The organism is Dermabacter vaginalis (assembly GCF_001678905.1).
Classification (GTDB): domain Bacteria; phylum Actinomycetota; class Actinomycetes; order Actinomycetales; family Dermabacteraceae; genus Dermabacter; species Dermabacter vaginalis.
In genome coordinates, this window is sequence record NZ_CP012117.1 from 210,873 (window position 1) to 233,153 (window position 22,281).

The 22,281-nt window shown below is 60.1% G+C and carries 14 protein-coding genes, 1 tRNA gene and 3 rRNA genes; 13 read left to right on the plus strand and 5 right to left on the minus strand.

From position 1 onward, the window contains the following. Positions 1 to 14 precede the first annotated feature (14 nt). From DAD186_RS00810 to DAD186_RS00825, 4 genes are all read left to right on the plus strand, one after another. Positions 15 to 2,183, plus strand: a complete 2,169-nt coding sequence (locus tag DAD186_RS00810) for a hypothetical protein (RefSeq protein ID WP_065247104.1) — start codon at positions 15 to 17, stop codon at positions 2,181 to 2,183. 99 nt (positions 2,184 to 2,282) lie between these two features. Then, complete coding sequence (locus DAD186_RS00815) at positions 2,283 to 3,296, plus strand: methionine ABC transporter ATP-binding protein (protein WP_065247105.1); 1,014 nt, start codon at positions 2,283 to 2,285, stop codon at positions 3,294 to 3,296. Further along, the gene (locus tag DAD186_RS00820; protein ID WP_065247106.1) at positions 3,293 to 3,997 is read left to right on the plus strand and encodes a methionine ABC transporter permease; all 705 of its coding nucleotides are present in this window, start codon (positions 3,293 to 3,295) and stop codon (positions 3,995 to 3,997) included. The genes DAD186_RS00815 and DAD186_RS00820 overlap by 4 nt, the downstream gene beginning before the upstream one ends. A 153-nt stretch (positions 3,998 to 4,150) precedes the next feature. Then, positions 4,151 to 5,005: a MetQ/NlpA family ABC transporter substrate-binding protein gene (locus tag DAD186_RS00825; RefSeq protein WP_082991008.1), complete on the plus strand. Its 855-nt coding sequence runs from the start codon at positions 4,151 to 4,153 to the stop codon at positions 5,003 to 5,005. A gap of 6 nt (positions 5,006 to 5,011) precedes the next feature. Here DAD186_RS00825 and DAD186_RS00830 read toward each other — a convergent pair whose 3' ends face one another. Further along, entirely contained in the window at positions 5,012 to 7,195 is a 2,184-nt protein-coding gene (locus DAD186_RS00830; RefSeq protein WP_065247107.1) for a S9 family peptidase, read from the minus strand. A 187-nt stretch (positions 7,196 to 7,382) separates the two neighbouring features. On the opposite strand from DAD186_RS00830, the gene DAD186_RS00835 reads away from it, so the two are divergent. The 9 genes from DAD186_RS00835 to rrf all read left to right on the plus strand — a co-directional run bounded on the left by DAD186_RS00835 (position 7,383) and on the right by rrf (position 18,460). Continuing rightward, positions 7,383 to 7,473: transfer RNA gene (locus DAD186_RS00835), tRNA-Ser, on the plus strand. A gap of 101 nt (positions 7,474 to 7,574) precedes the next feature. Further along, positions 7,575 to 8,576 (plus strand): sugar-binding transcriptional regulator, encoded by a 1,002-nt coding sequence (locus DAD186_RS00840; RefSeq protein ID WP_065247108.1) that lies wholly within the window; start codon positions 7,575 to 7,577, stop codon positions 8,574 to 8,576. Positions 8,577 to 8,658: 82 nt separating this feature from the next. Next, positions 8,659 to 9,312 (plus strand): deoxyribose-phosphate aldolase, encoded by a 654-nt coding sequence (deoC, locus tag DAD186_RS00845; protein ID WP_065247109.1) that lies wholly within the window; start codon positions 8,659 to 8,661, stop codon positions 9,310 to 9,312. A 32-nt stretch (positions 9,313 to 9,344) separates the two neighbouring features. Further along, positions 9,345 to 10,736 carry an L-fucose:H+ symporter permease gene (fucP, locus tag DAD186_RS00850; protein ID WP_065247110.1) on the plus strand — a complete coding sequence of 464 codons (1,392 nt, stop codon included), beginning with the start codon at positions 9,345 to 9,347 and terminating at the stop codon, positions 10,734 to 10,736. Then, entirely contained in the window at positions 10,733 to 11,785 is a 1,053-nt protein-coding gene (locus tag DAD186_RS00855; RefSeq protein WP_065247111.1) for an aldose 1-epimerase family protein, read from the plus strand. Before fucP ends, DAD186_RS00855 begins: the two co-directional genes overlap by 4 nt. Continuing rightward, the gene (gene rbsK / locus DAD186_RS00860) at positions 11,782 to 12,735 is read left to right on the plus strand and encodes a ribokinase (protein ID WP_065247112.1); all 954 of its coding nucleotides are present in this window, start codon (positions 11,782 to 11,784) and stop codon (positions 12,733 to 12,735) included. Before DAD186_RS00855 ends, rbsK begins: the two co-directional genes overlap by 4 nt. A gap of 539 nt (positions 12,736 to 13,274) precedes the next feature. Further along, positions 13,275 to 14,792, plus strand: a 16S ribosomal RNA gene (locus tag DAD186_RS00865). Positions 14,793 to 15,168: 376 nt separating this feature from the next. Next, positions 15,169 to 18,230: ribosomal RNA gene (locus tag DAD186_RS00870) — 23S ribosomal RNA — on the plus strand. Between the two features lie 113 nt (positions 18,231 to 18,343). Then, a 5S ribosomal RNA gene (rrf, locus tag DAD186_RS00875) occupies positions 18,344 to 18,460 on the plus strand. Together the 16S, 23S and 5S rRNA genes form the textbook arrangement of a ribosomal RNA operon. A 455-nt stretch (positions 18,461 to 18,915) precedes the next feature. Here rrf and DAD186_RS10775 read toward each other — a convergent pair. The 4 genes from DAD186_RS10775 to DAD186_RS11240 form a co-directional block, all read right to left on the minus strand. Beyond that, the gene (locus DAD186_RS10775) at positions 18,916 to 19,842 is read right to left on the minus strand and encodes a hypothetical protein (protein WP_065247113.1); all 927 of its coding nucleotides are present in this window, start codon (positions 19,840 to 19,842) and stop codon (positions 18,916 to 18,918) included. Positions 19,843 to 20,103: 261 nt separating this feature from the next. Continuing rightward, complete coding sequence (locus DAD186_RS00885) at positions 20,104 to 20,715, minus strand: hypothetical protein (RefSeq protein WP_065247114.1); 612 nt, start codon at positions 20,713 to 20,715, stop codon at positions 20,104 to 20,106. Further along, complete coding sequence (locus DAD186_RS00890) at positions 20,712 to 21,479, minus strand: flagellar basal body-associated FliL family protein (RefSeq protein ID WP_065247115.1); 768 nt, start codon at positions 21,477 to 21,479, stop codon at positions 20,712 to 20,714. The genes DAD186_RS00885 and DAD186_RS00890 overlap by 4 nt, the downstream gene beginning before the upstream one ends. A 34-nt stretch (positions 21,480 to 21,513) precedes the next feature. Beyond that, the gene (locus DAD186_RS11240) at positions 21,514 to 22,200 is read right to left on the minus strand and encodes a hypothetical protein (RefSeq protein WP_157457055.1); all 687 of its coding nucleotides are present in this window, start codon (positions 22,198 to 22,200) and stop codon (positions 21,514 to 21,516) included. Between the last annotated feature and the right edge of the window lie 81 nt (positions 22,201 to 22,281).

Here is a 22,281-nt window from a genome sequence, read left to right on the forward strand (position 1 = left end):
AGCAAGGAATCGACATGTCAGAAAACCCCCCGCAGCAGAATGTGCCTCAAGGCGACGGCCAGGGCACTCCCTCGAATGTTCCGCCTTCGGCGCCCTCGGCCCCGGCGGCACCGAACGCCCAGCAGGCGTCGGAATCTGTGCCATCCGCCCCCCAGTACCAGGCACCTCAGTACCCGCAGAGCCAGCCGAGCGCGCCGCAGTACCCGCAGGGGCAGCCGAGCGCGCCGCAGCAGTACCCGCAGGGTCAGCCGAGCGCGCAGCAGGGCTACCCGCAGTTCCAGCCGCACCAGGGGCAATTCCAGACGGGTCAGCAGAACCCGCAGAATCACCAGGGCCAACAGGGCCAACAGGGACAACAGGGCCCCGATTTTGGCAAGCAGCTTGGCCAGGCCGCGTCATTTATCGGTAATCCGCTGCCTACGCTGGGCGCTGCCTTCGCCTCGTACGTCACCGGCCTCATCGTGGCCGCGATCGTAGTGGGCCTGCCCATTCTCGGGTCGATGGTTCTCGACATGCCGAGCATCGTTCCCGACCCGAAGACCGGCCTCACCTCCGCCGCCGGCGGCCAAGTGGATCCGGACACCCCCGAGTTCCTCTACATTCTCGGCGCTCCCTTCCAGGTCGTGTCGATGGCTTTCCTTGGCTCGTACACGAATAGCTCGACCGTCAAAGGGAACTTCGCCGGTCAGGACGACGCGACCCTCACCGCCTACTCGCACCTCGGACTCGTGCCATTCCTGGTTCTCGCTGCCGTGCTCGTCGGCGCTTTCTTCGCGTCGCGCTTCGTTGCCAAACGTAGGCCGAACGAAGGCGCTGTCGCGATCTGGGTTCAAGCCGTGATGGCGAGCTTTGCCGTTGCGCTCGTGTCGACCCTTCTCACGTGGGCTCTTGCCGTGCGGGCGAGCGACAAGACGGATGCCTACGGCATGAAATATGAGTCGCACTTGAGTATTCACGCAGCCGGGATCCTTCCGTTCCTCGGCATCCTCGTGCTCCTCACTCTCGCGCTTGTGGCTGGCCGCTACAGCGTGCGCGCCCTGCCGAAGAAGTGGCCGCTTGTGAGTGAATACTTCGATGCAGCGAAGCTTGTGCTTCTGTACGCCGTGACGGCAGCGATCGTGGGGTCGCTGAGCAGCGTAATTGTTGTGCTCATCACCGCCATCAACGACGGGCACTTCGGCGACACGCTCAAGTCGCTCGTCATGCTCGTCCTTACGCTTCCAGCCACACTCTTGACGGTACTTTTCACCCACTTCGGCCTCGTGACTTTCTCGCCCGTGAACTACGCTGCGGGCAACGGTCAATACGCCGGCCTCTTGCTCAACCATGAAGACGACATGGTTTCCGTGTTTACCCTCCCGCACTGGTGGATGATCCTTCCCGCGATCCCGTTCGCGTTTGTGCTCATGTTCGTCTTTGCGGGTGTATGGGCGAAGTCCCGCCGCCGAGTGCAGGGCAACATGCTCGCCACCGTGACCTCATGGGCTGCGCTCCCCGCCGTGTTCTTCGTGCTGAGCGTCATCGGCATCATTTTTGCGACGATCAACACGAGCTACGGCGCAAGCGGCGCAAAAGAGGTGTTGGAGGCCGCCGGCCTCACGAACTTTGAGGGCGATGCGCACGCGGGTGTAAGCCTCGCGACGCCGTTCATCGCCGCGATCGTGGGCATCCTGATCGAGGTCATCTCTCGCTTCATCGCCCCGTTCTACTCAGCGTTTGTGCCCGCCGTTGTGGGCGGTTTTGTGCACAAGCAGCACGGTGCGAACGAGGAATATCCCGCAACCGAGGTGCAGCAGAAAAAGGTGGACTTCGCTGCCCTCGCGGCGAACGTGCAGAACCAGGCGCAGAACTTCGGGCAGCAGGCTCAGCAGGGGCAGCCGGGTGCTCCGCAGGGACAGCCGAGTGCTCCGCAGCAGAATCAGGCACCGCAGTACGGCCAGCAGCCGAGCGGGCAGGGTTACCCGCAGGGCCAGCCGAGTGCTCCTCAGCAGGGTTATTCGCAGGGCCAGCCGAGCGCTCCGCAGTACGGTCAGCAGCTGAACCAGCAGCAAGGGGCGCCCCAGCAGGGTTACCCGCAGAGTCAGCCGAGCGCCCCTCAGGCGCCCGGATTCACCCCCGAACAGGCCTACGGCTACGGGCAGGGCAACCAGCAGAACGAGCAGCAGCCGCCCCAGAATCAGTAGGCGTCTGCGCGCCCCGGCCAAGGCCGGCGCGTGTGAACTGTGTGTCCTTTCATGAACTGACATCTGCCATCGCGCCGCGTTTCACGGATACTGGAGCGCGTGATCACACTTGACGGACTCACCAAAGTTTTCCCCGGCACCGGCGGTGCCGAGGTTCGCGCCCTCGACGGCATTTCACTTGATGTCGCCGACGGCGAGATCCACGGCATCGTCGGCCGCTCCGGCGCCGGTAAATCAACGCTCATTCGCTGCCTCACGGGCCTCGAGAAGCCCACGAGCGGCACCGTGCGGATCGGCGACACCGATATCGCCGCCCTCAACGGGCCCCAATTGCGGGCCGCGCGACGGAAGATCGGCATGGTTTTCCAGCACGCAAACCTGCTCGATTCCCGCACTGCCGCACGCAATATTGCGCATCCGCTTGAGATCGCCGGCTGGTCTCGCGGAAAGATTCGCGAGCGCGTCGCGGAACTCGTGACACTCGTGGGCCTCGAAGGTCGCGAAAACAACTACCCGGCGCAGCTCTCCGGCGGGCAGATCCAACGCGTCGGGATCGCACGCGGCCTCGCGGCCCGTCCCCAGGTGCTTTTGTGCGATGAGCCCACGAGCGCGCTCGATCCGGGGACGACGCGCCAGATCCTGTCCCTCATCAAGAACCTCAACCGCCGCCTCGGCATTACGGTTCTTCTCATCACCCACGAGATGAGCACCGTGCGCGAAATCTGCGATCACGTGACACTCCTCGACGCCGGAAAAGTTGTGCAGACCGGAACGCTTCTCGACGTCGCTTCCGACCCATTCGGTCGCCTCGCAAAAGAACTCATTCCGCTGCCGCCCGCACCCACGGGTGTCGATGCGAAGATCGTCAACCTGGATTACGGCAAATCACCAGCGGTCAAGAATGTGAATGACATCGTGCGCTTCACCGAAAAGCACGACGCTCTCGCCGAGGTCGTCGCCGCGTCGATCGAAACGATCCAGGGCCAGCAGATCGGCCGCGTGCAGCTCGCGCTCCGCAACGCCGATAACAGTCCCATTAGCGCGCCGGGCTTCGCCAAGTTCGTGCAGGACTGTGCCGACAACAACATCGTCGCCGTGGAGGTGCAGCCATGACCCAGTGGATTCAGGAGTTTTTCTCCGACCCGATCTTTACCTCGACGAGCACGAATAACTCACTGTGGATCAACACGGGACTCACGATCTACATGGTCGCGTGGACCATGGTGCTGAGCGTCGTCATCGGCATTCCCCTCGGGATCGGCCTTTTTGAACTCTCGCGTGCCTACGGCCGCGTTGCCCGACTCGCCTATCAGGTGCTCGGCTTCATCGTGAACGTGCTGCGCAGCTTCCCCTTCGTCATCCTCATCATCGCCCTCCTGCCACTCGCGAAGGCGATCGTCGGGCGAGGAACGGGGCCAAACGCCGCGATCATCTCCCTCACGATCGCCGCCGTTCCCTTCCTCGCGCGACTCGTTGAAACCGCGCTCAGGGAAATCCCCGCCGGCAAGCTCGAGGCAGTCGAGATGATGGGAGCGAGCCGATTCCAGGTGATCCGCCACGTACTCGTTGCCGAGGCGCTTCCCGGCATCATCGCCGGCATCACCACGACGACGATCGGAGTGGTCGGTTACACCGCGATGGCGGGCACCGTCGGCGCTGGCGGCCTCGGCGACCTCGCCTTCCGCAAGGGGTACTTGAGCTACAACAACACGGTCATGATCACCACCGTCGTCGTGCTTATTCTTCTCGTGGTGCTCGTGCAGGTCGTGGGGGATTGGGCCGCGCGAGCGGTTGATCACCGAGCGAAGGGCTAATGCACGCGCAAACGGTTGAGGGCAGTCCGACGTCGGACCCCGCCCCAACGCGCCCGGCACCCGCGCCAATGTCACGAACCGTCACATTTCTCGCGCCAAGGTGCGCACGCACTGCAAGCTAGAGCCAATCGAGAACAGCAAAAGGAGATCATCATGACCAACCTCAACCGTCGCACCCTTCTCACCTCGGCCGCTGGCCTCGCGGGGCTCGGATTCTTGAGCGCGTGCGTGTCGAACTCGCCGGGTACCGGGGGCAAGAGCGGTGAAGCGAGCGTGGACTCGTCGCTCAAGATCGGTGCGTCACCGGTTCCCCACGCGGAGATTCTCCAGTTTGTGAAGGACGAGCTCGCGAAAGACGCGGGCATTGACATCGAGATCGTCGAATACACCGACTACATCCTGCCGAACAAGGACCTCGAGGCGGGCGACACCGACGCGAACTTCTACCAGACCCCGAACTTCCTCAAGAACGAGATTGAAGAAAACGGCTACAAGTTCACGGCCGGCAAGGGCGTGCACATCGAGCCTCTTGGCCTGTATTCGGAGAAGGCGAAGAGCGTCGAGGAGATCGCCGAGAGTGGCGAAATCGCGCTCAACAGCGATCCCGCGAACACCGCGCGTGGCCTGAGGCTTCTCGAATCGGCGGGACTCATCTCGCTCGGTGACGCCCCCGAGGACGCACTCGTCAAGCCCGAGGATGTCAAGGAGAACCCCAAGAACCTCAAGTTCACCGAGCTCGAGGGGGGCCAGATCCCACGTTCGCTCGGAGACTTTGCCGCCGCCGTGATCAACGGCAACTTCGCGCTCGAGGCAGGCCTCAAGCCGAACGAAGATTCGATTTTCCTTGAGCCGGGCGAAGACAGCCCCTATGCGAACCTCCTCGTATGGCGAAGCGAGGATGACGGAAACGAGTACCTCAAGAAGCTCGAGGAGCTCCTGCACTCGGACGAGGTGAAGGCCTTCATTGAGAAGACCTACACCGACGGTTCCGTCATCCCCGCTTTCTAAGGGGAATTAGATCAGCTCGGTCGCCCCGAGCTGATCGAGCACGAAGGCGTATTCCTCGGCGCGCTGCTCCCACCGGGCGTAGCGCCCCGAGCGGCCACCGTGGCCAGCGACCATCTCGCACTTGAAGAGGATCGGGTGAGCGGGAATCGCCTCGCCGCCCTCATAGTTGCGGGTCTCTTCGCGAAGGCGAGCCACCCACTTGGCGGGCTCCACATAAAACACGCGGATGTCGTTGAGACTCGTTGTCGCGAGGATGGCCGGGTACTGCACATTTCGGATGTTTTCGTACGGTGTGTACTCCTTCATGTACTGGTACACCTCGGGATCCTCGAGCGGGTTGCCCCACTCCTCCCACTCGCCGACCGTGAGCGGGAGGCTCGGGTCGAGGATCGTCGTGAGCGCATCCACGAACGGCACGCCGGCGACGATGACGCGGAACGTTTCGGGCGAGAGGTTCGCTACCGCACCCATGAGCAGGCCGCCCGCGCTTCCACCATTTGCCGCGATGCGGTTCTTGTCGAACCAGCCTTCGCTCGCGAGGAACTGTGCGGATTCCACGAAATCACTGAATGTGTTCTTTTTTGCGAGCTTTTTGCCGTTCTCGTACCACTCACGGCCCATCTCGCCTCCGCCACGGATGTGCGCGATGGCGACGACCACGCCGCGGTCCATGAGGCTCAGCCAAAACACCGAAAGCGTTGGATCACTGGGGATTTCGTAGCTCCCGTAGCCGTAGAGGAAGCCGGGGTTCGTGCCGTCGGGTTCGACGTCGGCGCGTGCCATGAGCGAGATCGGGATCTTCGTGCCGTCATGAGCCGTCGCCCACAGGCGCTTCTCTACGTACTTCGTGCGATCGAAGTTCGGGACGGGAGTTTCCTTGAGGATCTCCGGTTCGCCACCCGAGGCGGGAATCTGTGCGACGGTCGTGGGTGTGAGCATCGAGTCGAGCGTGTAGCGAATCGTCTCCTCGTCCCAATTGCGATTGTGAGCAAGATAGACCGCATCGAGTTCGCCGCCGTGCGAAATGTCGAATGCGGAGGCGGTATCCCACCCCGTGCTGCTTTCGGTGTTCTGCTCGCCGCTCACCTGATCGCGCTGCAGTACGCGCACGGTGGGCAGCCCTGCTGCGCGCATGGTGATCGCGACGTGGCTCTCGAAAGCGTCGGCCGCCTCGATGCGCTCGCCCTCTGCGGGGGCGAGGATCTCGCGCCAGGTTTCTTGCGCCTCGGCGCCGCTCGCATCGAGCTCCTGGCGCGCAAGGGCAAATCCCTTGTGGTCGCGGTTGTGGATGACGAGGTAGTGGTCGCCCGCGTGCTCGACCGAGTACTCGACGCCTTCGACGCGGCCGGCAATCGAGCGAGGCTCCTGAATGGGGCTCTCGAGTGACGTCACGAGCGCCTCAGCCGTGACGCGCGAGGCAGTCTCGATGATGAGGGCCTTCCGGTTGCGGCTCGCCCCGGCTGCAGTCGTGAACTTTTCGTCGTCCTCCCGGAACAGAAGGCGGTCGTCCGACGCCTGCGTGCCTACCGTATGCACCCAAATTTCGCATTGACGCCAGGCTTCGTCGTTTTTCGCGTAGACGATTTCCGAGCCGTCGAGCGAGAACGCCAGACCGTAGGCAACGTCCTTGACGGAATCGTCGATCACGTCGCCCGAAGCGAGGTCCACGATGCGAAGCGCATACACCTCGCCGCCAGAAGTATCCACGCTGTAGGCGAGGCGGTTCGATTCGTCGTTGAGGGTGATGCCGCCGAGCTGGAAAAATTCCGTGCCCTCCGAGAGCGCTTGTGCATCGAGATAAACGTGCTCGCCTGGAAGCAGTTCGTCGTTTTCGGCATCGACAACGGGACGCTCGGGGCTATCCGCGAGGGCGATGCGGCTAAAGCGCGGGTAGTTGTCGCCCTCCCGCGTGCGCGAGATGTACCAGTAGTCCCCATCGCGAAACGGAACCGAGCTATCGGTCTCCTGCGTGTGGCTCTTGATCTCCGAGACGATCTGATCGCGGAGCGGGTGAAGCGGCTCGAGAATTTGGTCAGCGTAGGCGTTCTCGGCATTCAGGTGGTCGAGGACCTCCTGGCTTTCCTTGTCACGCAACCAGTCAAAATTGTCCACGACCGTGTCGCCGTGATGTGTGCGCTCGATGGGCTTCTTCGCCGGTACCGGCGGCTTCATGAAAGTGTTGTCAGTCATAGGCACAACCCTATAGGGGCCTGAGCCGTCGGACCTGCGGGTTCCGAGATGCGTACCGAGGGCCCTTGCACTCGTGCTCTTTCGGTGGCCGCTTCGCGAGTCGTTTTCCCTTGCACGCCACGTGACCTGCCTCCCACCAGGTAGCCTCAACTTTGACGTAAGGCGACGAATCGGTAAAGTGTTCCGCGGTAGCGTGTCCGAGCGGCCGAAGGTGCAACACTCGAAATGTTGTGTACGGTAACCCCGTACCGCGGGTTCAAATCCCGCCGCTACCGCCACGAAAACGAGCCGTAGCCTCAAGCTTTGGGGTTGCGGCTCGTTTGTTCATCCGGCCCGGGGTGCGAGCGGCGGCTCGTGCGCGACAACGAGGTGGCGAGAAATGGCCAGAACCGATCGTCACGGTTTGACCGTGAGGGATCGACTCGCCCTCGATGCGGCCAAGCTCTACTATTCGGGACTTTCGCAAGCCGAAGTCGCCGAGCGTCTTTTCGTTAATCGCGCGACCGTGTCGAAGCTTCTCTCGACTGCCCGACGCAAGGGGCTCGTTCGTACGGTGATTCGTGATCCAAGGGAAATGGACACGGAACTGTACGGAGCGCTCAACGCCGCCTACGATCTCTCGAGCCTGCGCCTCGTGGTGCCGGTGGGCCGCGGCCCCATGGATAAACGCCATGCACTCGGTGTCGCGGGCGCCGAACTCCTCGAAGGGCTCGTGCAAGTCTCCGACACCCTCGGGATGTGGTGGTCGCAGACGACGTGCGAAGTTGCGCGCGCATTCCGTCGCACGGCAACCCGAGGAGTGAGAATTGTGGGGCTCAACGGCAGCGACGATTCGGCGCACGACCTCGCGGCGTGGGAATCCGCCCGCGAGCACATTGAACGGGAGCTCGGGTGGGAGACCGTGGCCGCGCGCAGCCCGCACATTTACTCGAGCCTCAGTGACAAGCTCGAGAGTGAGCGCACCCCCGAGGCGAGGGCGGTGCGCGCCGCCCAGAACGCGTGCCGCATCACCGTGTTCAGCACCAGCAGCGCGCACGCACTCATGGCGCGCCTGCCGGACACGCTGAGTGAAGACGAACGTGCGAGGATCGAGTGCACGTCCGTTGGGCACATATGCGGCCACTTCATCGATGCCGATGCGCGGATATGCGAGCCGATCGTCAATCAGCGCACCTCGGGTCTCCCGCTGGCAACGCTCCGTAACGTCGAGCAGAAAGTCCTCGTGGCATGCGGGCCCGACAAGGTTGCCGCCATGGATGCGATCCTCGCCAACAGGTACGCGAACCACCTCGTGACCGACATCGACACGGCACGCGATCTCGTGCGCATGAGCGAGGACCGTCAGCGAACCCGCGCGGATTCGCCAACCGCCGAGCCCTAATGGCACATATGTGCCAAATCGGCCTCCCGAACGGTGCGAGCGCGTCCCTAACCTAGTGCTCTCTTCACACAAAGGAGTGAGCATGACTACACCGAACCAGATTGTGGACCACACTCTCCTGGCACCCACGGCAACGCCTGACGAAATCGAGGCCCTTTGCCGCGATGCGCGCGACAACCGCTTCTACTCGGTATGCGTGAGCCCCACCTATGTTGCACAAGCAGCGAGCCTGGTTGAGGGGAGTGACGTGCACGTGTGCACAGTCGTTGGCTTCCCGTCGGGCGCTCACACGAGCGCCGTGAAGGCCTACGAAACTCGCGCCGCAGTCGAGGACGGGGCTGACGAGATCGACATGGTCATGAACCTCGCATCCGCAAAGGCCCACGACTGGGCCGCGGTCGAGAACGACATCCGCGCAGTCGTCGAGGCGGCTCAGGGGCGAGTCGTTAAAGTCATCCTTGAAACGTGCGTCCTTGAGGACGACGAGATCGTCGCGGCGTGCACCGCCGCGCGCGCTGCCGGCGCCGACTTCGTCAAGACCTCAACGGGATTCGCGGGCGGGGGAGCAACCACCCACGCGGTTCAACTCATGCGCGAGACCGTCGGACCCGACATGGGCGTCAAGGCCTCAGGCGGCATTCGCACAGCGGCAGACCTCGACGCGATGGTCGCCGCAGGCGCAACACGCATCGGATCCTCCGCAGGCGCCGCTCTCCTGACCGCGCAGGGTAACTAACACACCACAATTGACGAAAGAGGAGGTCACCGGTGACTTCACCACAGACGACGAACGTCGACCAAGGGGTTCCCAACACGAGCTGGGGGCTCATTAAAGATCCGACCCGACAGCTACGCGACGGGTACTTGACGAAAACCCCAATCTTCCAATTCATTCTGCTGTCGATCTGCTTCCCCATGTGGGGCGCCGCGGCAAGTATGAACGACATCCTGATCACGCAATTCAAAGCCGTCTTCGACCTTTCGGACGTTGCCTCGGCATTCGTGCAGTCGGCGTTCTACGGTGGCTACTTCGTCATCGCGATTCCCGCTTCTCGCGTCATTCGACGCACCTCGTACAAGACCGGCCTCCTCATTGGCCTTACGGTTTACATCGCGGGCTGCATGCTCTTCTTCCCCGCGTCGACGATGGCGACATACACAGTGTTCCTTGCCTCGCTGTTCGCGATCGCCATTGGCCTTTCCTTCCTCGAGACGTCCGCCAACACCTATTCCTCGCTCATTGGCGATAGGAAACACGCGACGCTTCGCCTCAACATCTCCCAGACCTTCACCGCGCTGGGGTTCCTGTCGGGCGCCGTTATGGGCAAGTTCCTCGTCTTTGAAGACGGAGATGCTCTCCATAGCCGCATCGCCGCGGCAGGCTCCGAAGCCGCACGTATGGAAATCACCGAAGCCGCACTCGGTCGAACCCTCGGCCCCTACAAGATCATCCTCGCGATCCTCGTCGTCCTCGTCGTGCTTATTGCGATCACGCAGTACCCGCACTGCAAACCGCTCAATAGCGACGCGAAAGAGGCCGAAGCTTCCATCGGCGAAACACTTGCCTACCTTGTGAAGAACAAGATGTTCATCGGCGGCATCATCACTCAGTTCTTCTACGTTGGCATGCAGACCGCCCTGTGGTCGTTCACGATTCGACTCGCGCTCAATCTCGACCACTCGCTCAATGAGAAGACTGCCGCGAACTACTTGATCGCCACGTTCATCGCCTTCTTCATCGGCAAGATCATCGCTAACGTTCTCATGACCAAGATTAACGAGGACGTCGTGCTGCTCATCTACTCGGGTCTCGGCATGATCACGATTCTCTACATCGTTCTCGCGCCGAACTTCACGAGCGTCTACGCGGCGATCGTCGCCTCCGCACTCCTCGGCCCGGGCTGGGCAACGATCTACGCACGTAACCTCGACACGATCAAAGACAAGCGCTTCACCGAAACGGGCGGCGCCATCATCGTCATGTCGATCATCGGCGGCGCGGTCATTCCTGTCGTCCAGGGCTTCATTTCCGATTCGACGGGCTCCATGCGCTTCAGCTTCATCGTGAACTTCGTGTGCTTCCTCGCGATCTTCATCTACTTTGTTGCGCAGTACAGGTCTTCCCACAAGGAATCGCTCACGACGGAGGCAACGAAATGACCCTGACAATCCCGCTCAGCGAGGCGCAGTTTCCGCAGAGTCCGCACACCCTCTGCGCGAACGAGTCGTTCACCGTAGAAGCATTCCGCTACCCGAACGGCGTCGCCTCCATCACCCTTCGAAACTCGCGAGGCTCGCTGGAGATCCTGCCGTTCATGGGCCAGATCATCTGGGGAGCCGAGTTCGACGGCATCGACCTCACGATGACCAACATGTTCGAGCAGCCCATGCCGGCACGCGAGATCGTGGACACCTACGGGTGCTTCGCTTTCCACTCCGGCCTGCTCGCTAACGGGTGCCCGAGCCCCGAGGACGACCACCCGCTGCACGGAGAATTCCCGTGCCTGCCGATGGCGAGTGCCGGCCTGGACATTGACGACGACGCTCTCTCGCTCGTCTCCGTCGGCGAATACGTCAAGGGATTTGGGTATCACTACCGGGCGGAGCCCCGCGTGACACTGCGAAAGGACAGCGCGATCTTCGACATCGGCATGGCCGTCACGAACCTGTCCGCGTACCAACCGATGCCTCTTCAGTACATGTGCCACATGAACTACGCCTTCGTGCCGGAGGGGCAGATGTCGCAAAACCTCCCCGAGGGCGCCTTCAAGCTGAGGTCCACGGTTCCCGCACACGTGACACCGACCCCGGCATGGGAGGCCATTAACGCCAGCATCACGCGAGGCGAAGTCGACGCAGACTCCTTGCACGGCGCCGAAGCCTTCGATCCAGAGATCGTGTATTTCGCTGACGACCTCGCGCAGTACGGAGAACGCGTGCACTGCGAACTGGCGTTGCCCTCCGGCCCCCGGTTCGCGACGGAATTTTCGAGCGAGGAGTTTTCCACGGCCACGCGGTGGATCCTCCATAATCCTGATCAGAAAGTCGCCGCCTTCGTGCTCCCCGGCACGTCACGGCCGGAAGGCTTTATGGCGGCAAAGGCCCAGGGGACGCTCATCCAACTGGAAGCCGGACAAACGCGCGAATTCTGCGTGAGGACCGGGCTACTTGCCGAGAACGAAACACTTGACGAAGGAGAACTGTCGTGAGCATCGCTGTCGTGGGGTCGAACATGGTTGACCTCATTTCGTACATCGACCGCATGCCTGCCGAGGGCGAAACCGTCGAAGCCCCGAACTTCACAATGGGGTGCGGCGGTAAAGGTGCCAATCAAGCCGTTGCGTGCTCGCGTCTCGGCTCGAACGTCACCATGGTGACGAGGGTTGGCAACGACATCTTTGCCGAGAACACGATCCGGAATTTCCAGGACAACGGCATCGACACCACCCACGTGCTCACGACCGAGGCGACGAGTGGCGTGGCCCCAATCTTCGTTGATCCTGATTCGAAAAACTCGATCATCATCGTCAAAGGGGCGAACGCGCACCTGACCCCGCAAGACGTGGAGAATGCACGCGAGGACATTGCGAAGTGCAGCCTCATCATGCTTCAACTCGAGATCGAGCTGGAGACCGTGTACTCCACGATTGAGCTCGGTAACGAACTCGGAATCCCCGTTCTCGTCAACCCCGCACCGGCATCTCCCGAGCTGCGCCTCGACAAGATCCGCGGGGCCGAGTTCGTCGTGCCGAACGAAACGGAGCTTTCGCTTCTGTCAGGTATGCCCGTCGACGACATGGACGATGTGTTGAAGGCTGCTCAGGTGCTCCTCAACGTCGGTATTCGCAACGTGATCGTGACCCTCGGCCGAAAGGGTGCCGTGTGGGTCCACGAGGGTGGCTCGACGTACGTCGATGGACGTGCGGTTGATGCGGTCGACACCACGGGTGCGGGTGATGCATTCATCGGGTGCTTCTCCCACTACTGGGTTGAAACCGGAGACATCGAATATGCCATGCGCATGGCGCGCCTGTATGCCTCCGACTCCGTGACGCGGCACGGCACTCAGACGTCCTACGCCACGGGGGAGGACTTCCGTGGCCGTCTGGCAGGTGACATCGCCGAGGTGAACCTTCCGGGCGCGGCCGACGAGAAGTAGGCGTAGCGACGAAGATCCCCTTCGTAAACCCGCGGGGACTACGGGCGGTCGGCTCGTAGTCCCCGTCTTTTATGTGACCTAAGGCCCTAAAACCGAGTCAAATGAGCGGCTTTTTGGGTTGTTTTATGGTGTGGGCCACGAGTTGGGGTGTGTGGTTTGCGCAGGGGGGGGTGTGGGGCGTAGTATTTTTCCTCGTTGCCCCGGAAGGGATGCGGCGGATGCGGACCGGTTGAGACTGGTTTGCATGTGGCGCATTTTGGCTTGGTGGGCTGGGTTTTCACTCTTGTTGGTGTTGCGGATCACGTGGCATGGATTTGACGGGGTGGGCCTGGTTCGGTAAGTTGTAGGGGTTGCTCCAAAACGAAGTGCTCTGGTGGGTGCGGGTGTTTGGGTGCGCATGTTGTTTGATATCTCAATAGTGTGTCTGTTTATTGATGCCAATTTTTTTTGGCAGGAACATTGAATTTCTTGTTCAATTTCTGGATGGTCAGCGTAATGTTGATTGTTTTGTTTCTGCTGGGTTTAGATTTTTCTGTTTTTTAATGGAGAGTTTGATCCTGGCTCAGGACGAACGCTGGCGGCGTGCTTAACACATGCAAGTCGAACGATGAAGCTGTGCTTGCACAGTGGATTAGTGGCGAACGGGTGAGTAACACGTGAGTAACCTGCCCTTCACTTTGGGATAACTCCGAGAAATCGGGGCTAATACCGGATATGACTACTGGCCGCATGGTTGGTGGTGGAAAGTTTTTCGGTGAGGGATGGGCTCGCGGCCTATCAGTTTGTTGGTGAGGTAGTGGCTCACCAAGGCGATGACGGGTAGCCGGCCTGAGAGGGCGACCGGCCACACTGGGACTGAGACACGGCCCAGACTCCTACGGGAGGCAGCAGTGGGGAATATTGCACAATGGGCGAAAGCCTGATGCAGCGACGCCGCGTGGGGGATGACGGCCTTCGGGTTGTAAACCTCTTTCAGCAAGGAAGAAGCGAAAGTGACGGTACTTGCAGAAGAAGCGCCGGCTAACTACGTGCCAGCAGCCGCGGTAATACGTAGGGCGCAAGCGTTGTCCGGAATTATTGGGCGTAAAGAGCTTGTAGGTGGCTTGTCGCGTCTGCCGTGAAAACCCGAGGCTTAACCTTGGGCGTGCGGTGGGTACGGGCAGGCTAGAGTGCGGTAGGGGAGACTGGAATTCCTGGTGTAGCGGTGAAATGCGCAGATATCAGGAGGAACACCGATGGCGAAGGCAGGTCTCTGGGCCGTTACTGACACTGAGAAGCGAAAGCATGGGGAGCGAACAGGATTAGATACCCTGGTAGTCCATGCCGTAAACGTTGGGCACTAGGTGTGGGGAGCATTCCACGTTTTCCGCGCCGTAGCTAACGCATTAAGTGCCCCGCCTGGGGAGTACGGCCGCAAGGCTAAAACTCAAAGGAATTGACGGGGGCCCGCACAAGCGGCGGAGCATGCGGATTAATTCGATGCAACGCGAAGAACCTTACCAAGGCTTGACATGCACTGGATCGCTGCAGAGATGTGGTTTTCTTTGGACTGGTGCACAGGTGGTGCATGGTTGTCGTCAGCTCGTGTCGTGAGATGTTGGGTTAAGTCCCGCAACGAGCGCAACCCTCGTTCCATGTTGCCAGCACTTCGGGTGGGGACTCATGGGAGACTGCCGGGGTCAACTCGGAGGAAGGTGGGGACGACGTCAAATCATCATGCCCCTTATGTCTTGGGCTTCACGCGTGCTACAATGGTCGGTACAATGGGTTGCGATACTGTGAGGTGGAGCTAATCCCAAAAAGCCGGTCTCAGTTCGGATTGGGGTCTGCAACTCGACCCTATGAAGTCGGAGTCGCTAGTAATCGCAGATCAGCAATGCTGCGGTGAATACGTTCCCGGGCCTTGTACACACCGCCCGTCAAGTCACGAAAGTCGGTAACACCCGAAGCCGATGGCCCAAGCTTTTTGCGGGGAGTCGTCGAAGGTGGGATCGGTGATTGGGACTAAGTCGTAACAAGGTAGCCGTACCGGAAGGTGCGGCTGGATCACCTCCTTTCTAAGGAGTTTACTTTTGCCCTGCACTGCCACGTTTGTGGTGGTGTGCGTGTTCTGTGCCGAGTGTGTGCAGCGCGTATGGGCTGGGTGGAACATCAATAAAAGACGTGTTGCTTTGTGCTGGTGCTGAGTACGCCCCTCGTGTTTGTGGGGTTGGAATGGTGCTGGTTTCGAGGTGGCGTGTTGTGGGCACACTATTGGGGTGTGAGACTGCATGTGCGGTCTTTCCCCCCCTGGGGCTGCTGGCTTTGTGGTTGGTGGTTTTCGGGTGTGGGGGTGTTGTTTGTCAACTGCATAGTGGACGCGAGCATCTTGTAAGCAATTTTTTGTTACAGATAGTTCAATGATTTTTGGTCTATGTGTTCATTTTCGAGTGTTTCTAAGTTACTTAGAGCATACGGTGGATGCCTGGGCACAAGGAGCCGATGAAGGACGTGGGAGTCTGCGATAAGCCTCGGGGAGGTGACAACCGACCTGTGATCCGGGGGTGTCCGAATGGGGAAACCCGCCGCGGCGTGAGTCGTGGTACCCGCCACTGAATGTATAGGTGGTGTGGGGGGAACGAGGGGAAGTGAAACATCTCAGTACCCTCAGGAAGAGAAAACAATAGTGATTGCGTGAGTAGTGGCGAGCGAAAGCGTAGGAGGCTAAACCATGCTGGTGTGAGACTCGGTAGGGGTTGCTGGTGTGGGGTTGTGGGGTGCATTTACATGACATCTACCGGTGTTGTGGCGTTGTGGTGTGTGGTAGGTGAAGCCTTGTGAGTGAGGCGCCATAGTGGGTGTGAGTCCCGTAGCTGAAACTGCATGGCCAGGCGTGGTGTTGCCCCGAGTAGGGCCGGGCTCGTGGAATCCGGTGTGAATCTGCCAGGACCACCTGGTAAGCCTAAATACTTCCTTGTGACCGATAGCGGACTAGTACCGTGAGGGAAAGGTGAAAAGTACCCCGGGAGGGGAGTGAAAGAGTACCTGAAACCGTGTGCTTACAATCCGTCGGAGCCTTGAGGGGTGACGGCGTGCCTATTGAAAAATGAGCCTGCGAGTTAGTGGTCGGTGGCGAGGTTAACCTGTGTGGGGTAGCCGTAGCGAAAGCGAGTCTGAATGGGGCGTTGAGTCGCCGGCTCTAGACCCGAAGCGAAGTGATCTATCCATGGGCAGTGTGAAGCGCGGGTAAGACCGTGTGGAGGCGCGAACCCACTTCAGTTGAAAATGGAGGGGATGACCTGTGGATAGGGGTGAAAGGCCAATCAAACTTCGTGATAGCTGGTTCTCCCCGAAATGCATTTAGGTGCAGCGTTGCGTGTTTCGTGCTGGAGGTAGAGCACTGGATAGGCGATGGGCCCCACCGGGTTACTGACCTTAGCCAAACTCCGAATGCCGGTACGTGAGAGCGTAGCAGTGAGACTGTGGGGGATAAGCTTCATGGTCGAGAGGGAAACAGCCCAGAACATCAGCTAAGGCCCCTAAGCGTGTGCTAAGTGGGAAAGGATGTGGAGTTGCTGAGACAACCAGGAGGTTGGCTTAGAAGCAGCCACCCTTGAAAGAGTGCGTAATAGCTCACTGGTCAAGTGATTCTGCGCCGATAATGTAGCGGGGCTCAAGTACACCGCCGAAGCTGTGTCACTCCATTTTTGTGGGGTGGGTAGGGGAGCGTCGTGTGGCCGGTGAAGCTGCGGGGGAACCCAGTGGTGGAGGCTATGCGAGTGAGAATGCAGGCATGAGTAGCGAAAGACGGGTGAGAAACCCGTCCTCCGAATGATCAAGGGTTCCGGGGCTAGGTTAATCCGCCCCGGGTTAGTCGGGACCTAAGGCGAGGCCGACAGGCGTAGTCGATGGATAACGGGTTGATATTCCCGTACCGATAGTGTGAGGACCCATACCGAGGCGTGTGATGCTAACCACCCGAGCTTCCCCTTCCTTCCCTTTGGGTTGGTTGGTGGTGGTGAGGCTGGGAACCGAGCGCGTATTAGGTCAGCGTGTGGGATGACGCAGTGAGGTAGCTTCCGCGGGGTAATGGTTGTCCCCGTTCAAGCGAGCAGCCCGAGTGCGAGTAATGTTGCGCTCTTTAGGGTGAGTCGTGATGAGGACCCTTTGTGGGGTAGGTGGGTGATCCTGGACTGCCGAGAAAAGTTCCGGCGTGACGAGCACTATTGCCCGTACCCTAAACCGACTCAGGTGATCAGGTAGAGAATACTAAGGAGTTCGAGAGAATCGTGGTTAAGGAACTCGGCAAAATGCCCCCGTAACTTCGGGAGAAGGGGGGCCTGAGGTGTGAGAGCACTGATGGCCGCAGAGACCAGGGAGAAGCGACTGTTTACTAAAAACACAGGTCCGTGCGAAGACGTAAGTCGCTGTATACGGACTGACGCCTGCCCGGTGCTGGAAGGTTAAGAGGACTGGTTAGCCCCTTGTGGGCGAAGCTGAGAATTTAAGCCCCAGTAAACGGCGGTGGTAACTATAACCATCCTAAGGTAGCGAAATTCCTTGTCGGGTAAGTTCCGACCTGCACGAATGGCGTAACGACTTCTCCACTGTCTCAACCGCGAACTCGGCGAAATTGCATTACGAGTAAAGATGCTCGTTACGCGCAGCAGGACGGAAAGACCCCGGGACCTTTACTATAGTTTGGTATTGGTGTTCGGAACGGCTTGTGTAGGATAGGTGGGAGACTGAGAAGCTGGCACGCTAGTGTTGGTGGAGTCGTTGTTGAAATACCACTCTGGTCGTTTTGGATTCCTCACTTCGAGCCATGATCTGGTTCAGGGACAGTGCCTGATGGGTAGTTTAACTGGGGCGGTTGCCTCCTAAAGAGTAACGGAGGCGCTCAAAGGTTCCCTCAGCCTGGTTGGCAATCAGGTGTTGAGTGTAAGTGCACAAGGGAGCTTGACTGCGAGACAGACATGTCGGGCAGGAGCGAAAGCTGGAACTAGTGACCCGGCACCTCATTGTGGAATGGGTGTCGCTCAACGGATAAAAGGTACCCCGGGGATAACAGGCTGATCTTGCCCAAGAGCTCATATCGACGGCATGGTTTGGCACCTCGATGTCGGCTCGTCGCATCCTGGGGCTGGAGTTGGTCCCAAGGGTTAGGCTGTTCGCCTATTAAAGCGGTACGCGAGCTGGGTTTAGAACGTCGTGAGACAGTTCGGTCCCTATCCGCTGCGCGCGTTGGATATTTGAGAAGGCCTGTCCCTAGTACGAGAGGACCGGGATGGACTAACCTCTGGTGTGCCAGTTGTTCTGCCAAGGGCATGGCTGGTTGGCTACGTTGGGAAGGGATAACCGCTGAAAGCATCTAAGCGGGAAGCCTGCTTCGAGATGAGATATCCGTACATTTTTGTGTGGGAGGTCCCCTGTAGATGACGGGGTTGATAGGCCAGATGTGGAAGCGTAGTAATGCGTGGAGCTGACTGGTACTAATTGGCCGATGACTTATCTAGCACTCTTCATGGTTGTTTGTTTGTGTGTTCGCGTTCACTGTGTGGTTGACATTCCACACCCCCTTTTTTTTCCTGGCCCCGTTTGTTTGGGTTTGGGGGGGTTGGTTGGTTGTTTCGGTGGTCATTGCGTTGGGGAAACGCCCGGTTCCATTCCGAACCCGGAAGCTAAGCTCAACTGCGCCGATGGTACTGCACTCGGGAGGGTGTGGGAGAGTAGGACACCGCCGAACTACTCGTTGTGGGTTGAGCCCCGGCCGTCACGGCCGGGGCTCCCCGCATTTAAAGTCACGAGAACCCCCGACCTTAGGCGTGGGGCCTTCTTTTTGTCTAGCTGCCGACGTTCGCGTCACCCTCATGTTTCCAACGACGTTGTCTACCTGAGGGAGAGCCGGCCAGCTGATCGCATGAGCTCTTGCGGTCGTGGGACCCGATCGGCCGTTAGTGCATCGAGGAGAGAAGCTGATCGCCCCACCTTGCAACCGACGCGAGATCTTCCGTCCCTGAGACGATAATGAGCACTCCCGCGCACGAAGACACCGCCAGCAGCGGCGAGCACGAGGAGGGTTTCACGCCAAGCCCCAGAGCTACCCAAAGCGCAGTTTCGGGAGCTTGGCGTTTGACCCGCCCTGAATAGTCATCGTCGTTCTATTTCGCTATGCACGACCTAGGTGATGAGATGAGCGCCTTACCCCATCTTCGAAATGAATTCGTCGCCCCAGGCGGTAACGTCTTCTGCGCTCAGTGTCCCGGTGTTCGCGCCGATGATGTAAACGAGTGCGCCGGAAGAATTCTGTTTGAAGCACGTTTGGGTGTTGTCGGAGACGGATTGGCACGTCCAGCTGCCTACGGTCTTCTTTTCCCCACTTCCGTACTTTGTCAACATTTCCTGGGTTTCCTTATCGCTGATGATCGAAGCGGTGTAAACGAGGGTCATACCCTGGGCGACGTAGGTTCCGCCAGCGTCACCGATTCCGGTATCGCCGAACGAAGGATCGAGAGTTGTCGAGCCAACCTGTTGAGGAAGGTTCCCCGACGCTGCTTTGCCTCCACCGCCGGGCTGCGGAGCGTCTCCACCGCCTTGTCCCGGCTGGGGGTTATCCCCGCCGCCTCCGGGCTGTGGAGCGTTTCCACCACCAAGTCCCGGCTGGGGGTTATCCTCGCCGTCCCCGGGTTGCGGGTTGTTGCCCCCTGCGCCAGGCTGAGGGATGTTCTTTCCGCCGGGCGCGGGATTCGGAGCAGGGTCCTCACCCCCGTTGCCATTCTTATTGCCCTTGTCGCCCTTGCCACCGCCGGAGCTTTTGAGGTCCTTTTCCGCGGAGCTCACTTCTGAGGCGGGAACCTCTTTTTTGTCGTTGCCGTTTAGGAGCGTGTATGCGAGGACGCCTCCACCGACCAGGAGAGCGAGCAGGAGGAGAACACCGCAGCCGATTCCAACCCACAGTCCAGTCTTGCTCTTCTTCTGTGGAGGCATACCGCCACCGGGGTATGTCGCGGGCTGGTTGTATTGCCCCTGGAGGTTGCCCTGATCGTATGCAGGCGGCTGGTTGTAGCCCTGGTTGCCGTTCCGATTTGCACTCGAAGCGGCACCTGGCTGCCATTCGTTGTTGCTCATGTATGTTCTTTCTACTGTGCTGGGTCGCGAAGGTGCGAGGTGCGGATGGGACGTGTCGCTGGCGCAAATATAGGCGCAGCTGTCGGTGAGTATTACACATCACAGCGAAGGAAGCCTAGGGGTGGCCGCGTCGAGTTTGCGCTGGGAGAACGAGGAACCGAACGGCGAGGTCGAGTGGACTCCCGTCAGCCTTGCCTAGGCTTCGCATATAACGCGATGCGTGTTGACGTGGTGGTCGATGTTGTGCGGCAACCGTCGGAACTAGTCTTTGTTTTTAGTGCCTTTCAGCATCTCGGCTACGAATGCATCGCACCACCTCGACGATTCGATCGACGCAATGCTCGTGGAGTGCACAACGATGAGCCCTATCCCTTCGACCGTTCCTACGCACCCACTGCCAGTAGCGTCTACGCCACATTCAAGACGCCCAAGTTTGTGGCGGTCCTCGAGCGAATCGAGAAGCGCCTGACCCGAGCCGTCGTCCTCGTTTTTGACACCGACGTTGTACCTAGTTCCGTTCGGGTGTTCGTAGACTGCATCGATGTCGTACCCGTTTTGGCTTTGCCCCGGAGGTACGGAAGTCACGAGAGTTGTGGACCACACGGCTGCGGGCTCACCTGCCTGCGGCTCAACCTGGGGATGGATCGTGCCGCCGATCGATGTTGCCGGGGCCTCGGCGGCAGGATCGCTGCTCTGAGCGTGCACCGGGGTGGCCGTACCCGCGCCCTCGTTCTTGCCTTGGGTGGCAAGAGCCCACACGAGTCCTCCGCTTGCAAGTACGAGGACGAGGAGCAATACCGCGAGCGCTAGCGCGAGCCAGAGACTCAGGCGTGAGTGCCTGGGCGATGAGACTTGCCGATAAACGTTGTTCATTCGATGGGCTTCTGCGATTCTTCCGCGAGTTGATCGCCGAACTGTGCAATCTCGTTGAGGTCCTTTACTCCGGAAGCCATGATAAGCACGATTGCGCCTTCGGGACCTTGCGCGTAGCAGTCGCCACCGCTGTCAGCGAAGGCATCTTCTTGGCATTTCCAGTTCCCGATTTGCGTGCCGGTCGCGTCGATGTCTTGGACCCAAATTTTGCCGTTTTCAGGATCGTTGAATACTTGGACCCAGAAAGATGCGGTGCTGTTCGGCGAGGAGTAAGCCTTTTCCGTGTCCCCGAAATTGAACGGCGGCAGGGTGGAATCGACTTTGAACTCACCTACCTGATCCGGCGGCACATAGCCGCCGCCAGCGTTCGGCCCAGGGGCGGGATCTGGACCACCCGGTTTCGGGTTCGGTCCCGGGTTCGGCTGTGGTGCCGGATCGGGCCCTGGAGCCGGTGCCGGGTTTGGCCCTGGAGCCGGTGCCGGGTTGGGATTTGGTTGGGATCCGCCGGGGTTCGGTTGAGGTTTCGGAGCCGGCTCATCCCCACCGTTATCGCTTGCCGGGGGCTTGGGCTTTGGCTGCGGAGCGGGTGCGCTTGTGCTGGTTCCTTCTTTCGGTTCCGACGCTTTCTTGTCCTTACCGTTCAAGAGCATGAAGGCGAGAATCCCGCCCGCGATGAGAAGAAGAACGAACACGATCCCCATCCCGATCGCGACCCACACGAGGGTCTTACTTTTTTGTGGTGCCGCGCTGTTTGGGTACGTCATCGTGTTCTCCCTGTGTGATGGCTGTGGCGTGCGACTACTTCATTTGAGAAAGGAGCTGGTCGCCCCAGGCAGCCACGTTCTCCATCGGAAGGCCGCTTGCGGCCCCGGCACTGATGTACACCAGCTTGCCATTGGGCCCGGTCGCGTAACAGCTGCCGCTGATATCGGAGGTTTGGGCGCACTGCCAATTTCCGATGGCTTTCATTTCACCGGTCGAATATTTGGTGAGCATCTCTTGCATGTCGGAGTCGGTCACGATCGACACGATATACACCGTTTGTTTGTCGGGCGACATGTACGTGGCCTCCTCTTCACCGAGACCCATCTCGGACATCGACGAGTCTGCTGTCATGTCGCCGACCTTCGGCGGGAGACTTCCCATGCCCGCGCTGCCGCCCCCGTTACCGCCGGGGTCTGGAGCTGGGTTGCCGCCGGGGTCTGGGGCGGGGACGCCGCCGGGGTCTGGGGCCGGGACGCCGCCGGGGTCTGGGGCGGGGTTGGCACCGGGGTCCGGTGCAGGGGCCGGTTTGGGGGTGTCGCCGCCTGTGTCGCTTCCGCCGGCGTTTGGTGCAGGGGCGGGTGCGGCGGCACTCGTGGTGGTGTCATCTTTGGGTTCCGACGCTTCCTTGTCTTTACCGCTCAACAGCACAAAGGCGAGCACGCCACCTGCGATGAGGAGCAGAATCAAGAGAGCACCGCACCCGAGTGAACTGCTCCCCATTAGTTGGACTGAGAAATCAGTTACCGACTAGTGGGGAGTAGTTTTCTTTGAGAGCACGAAGTTCGCTGAGTGAGCATCAGC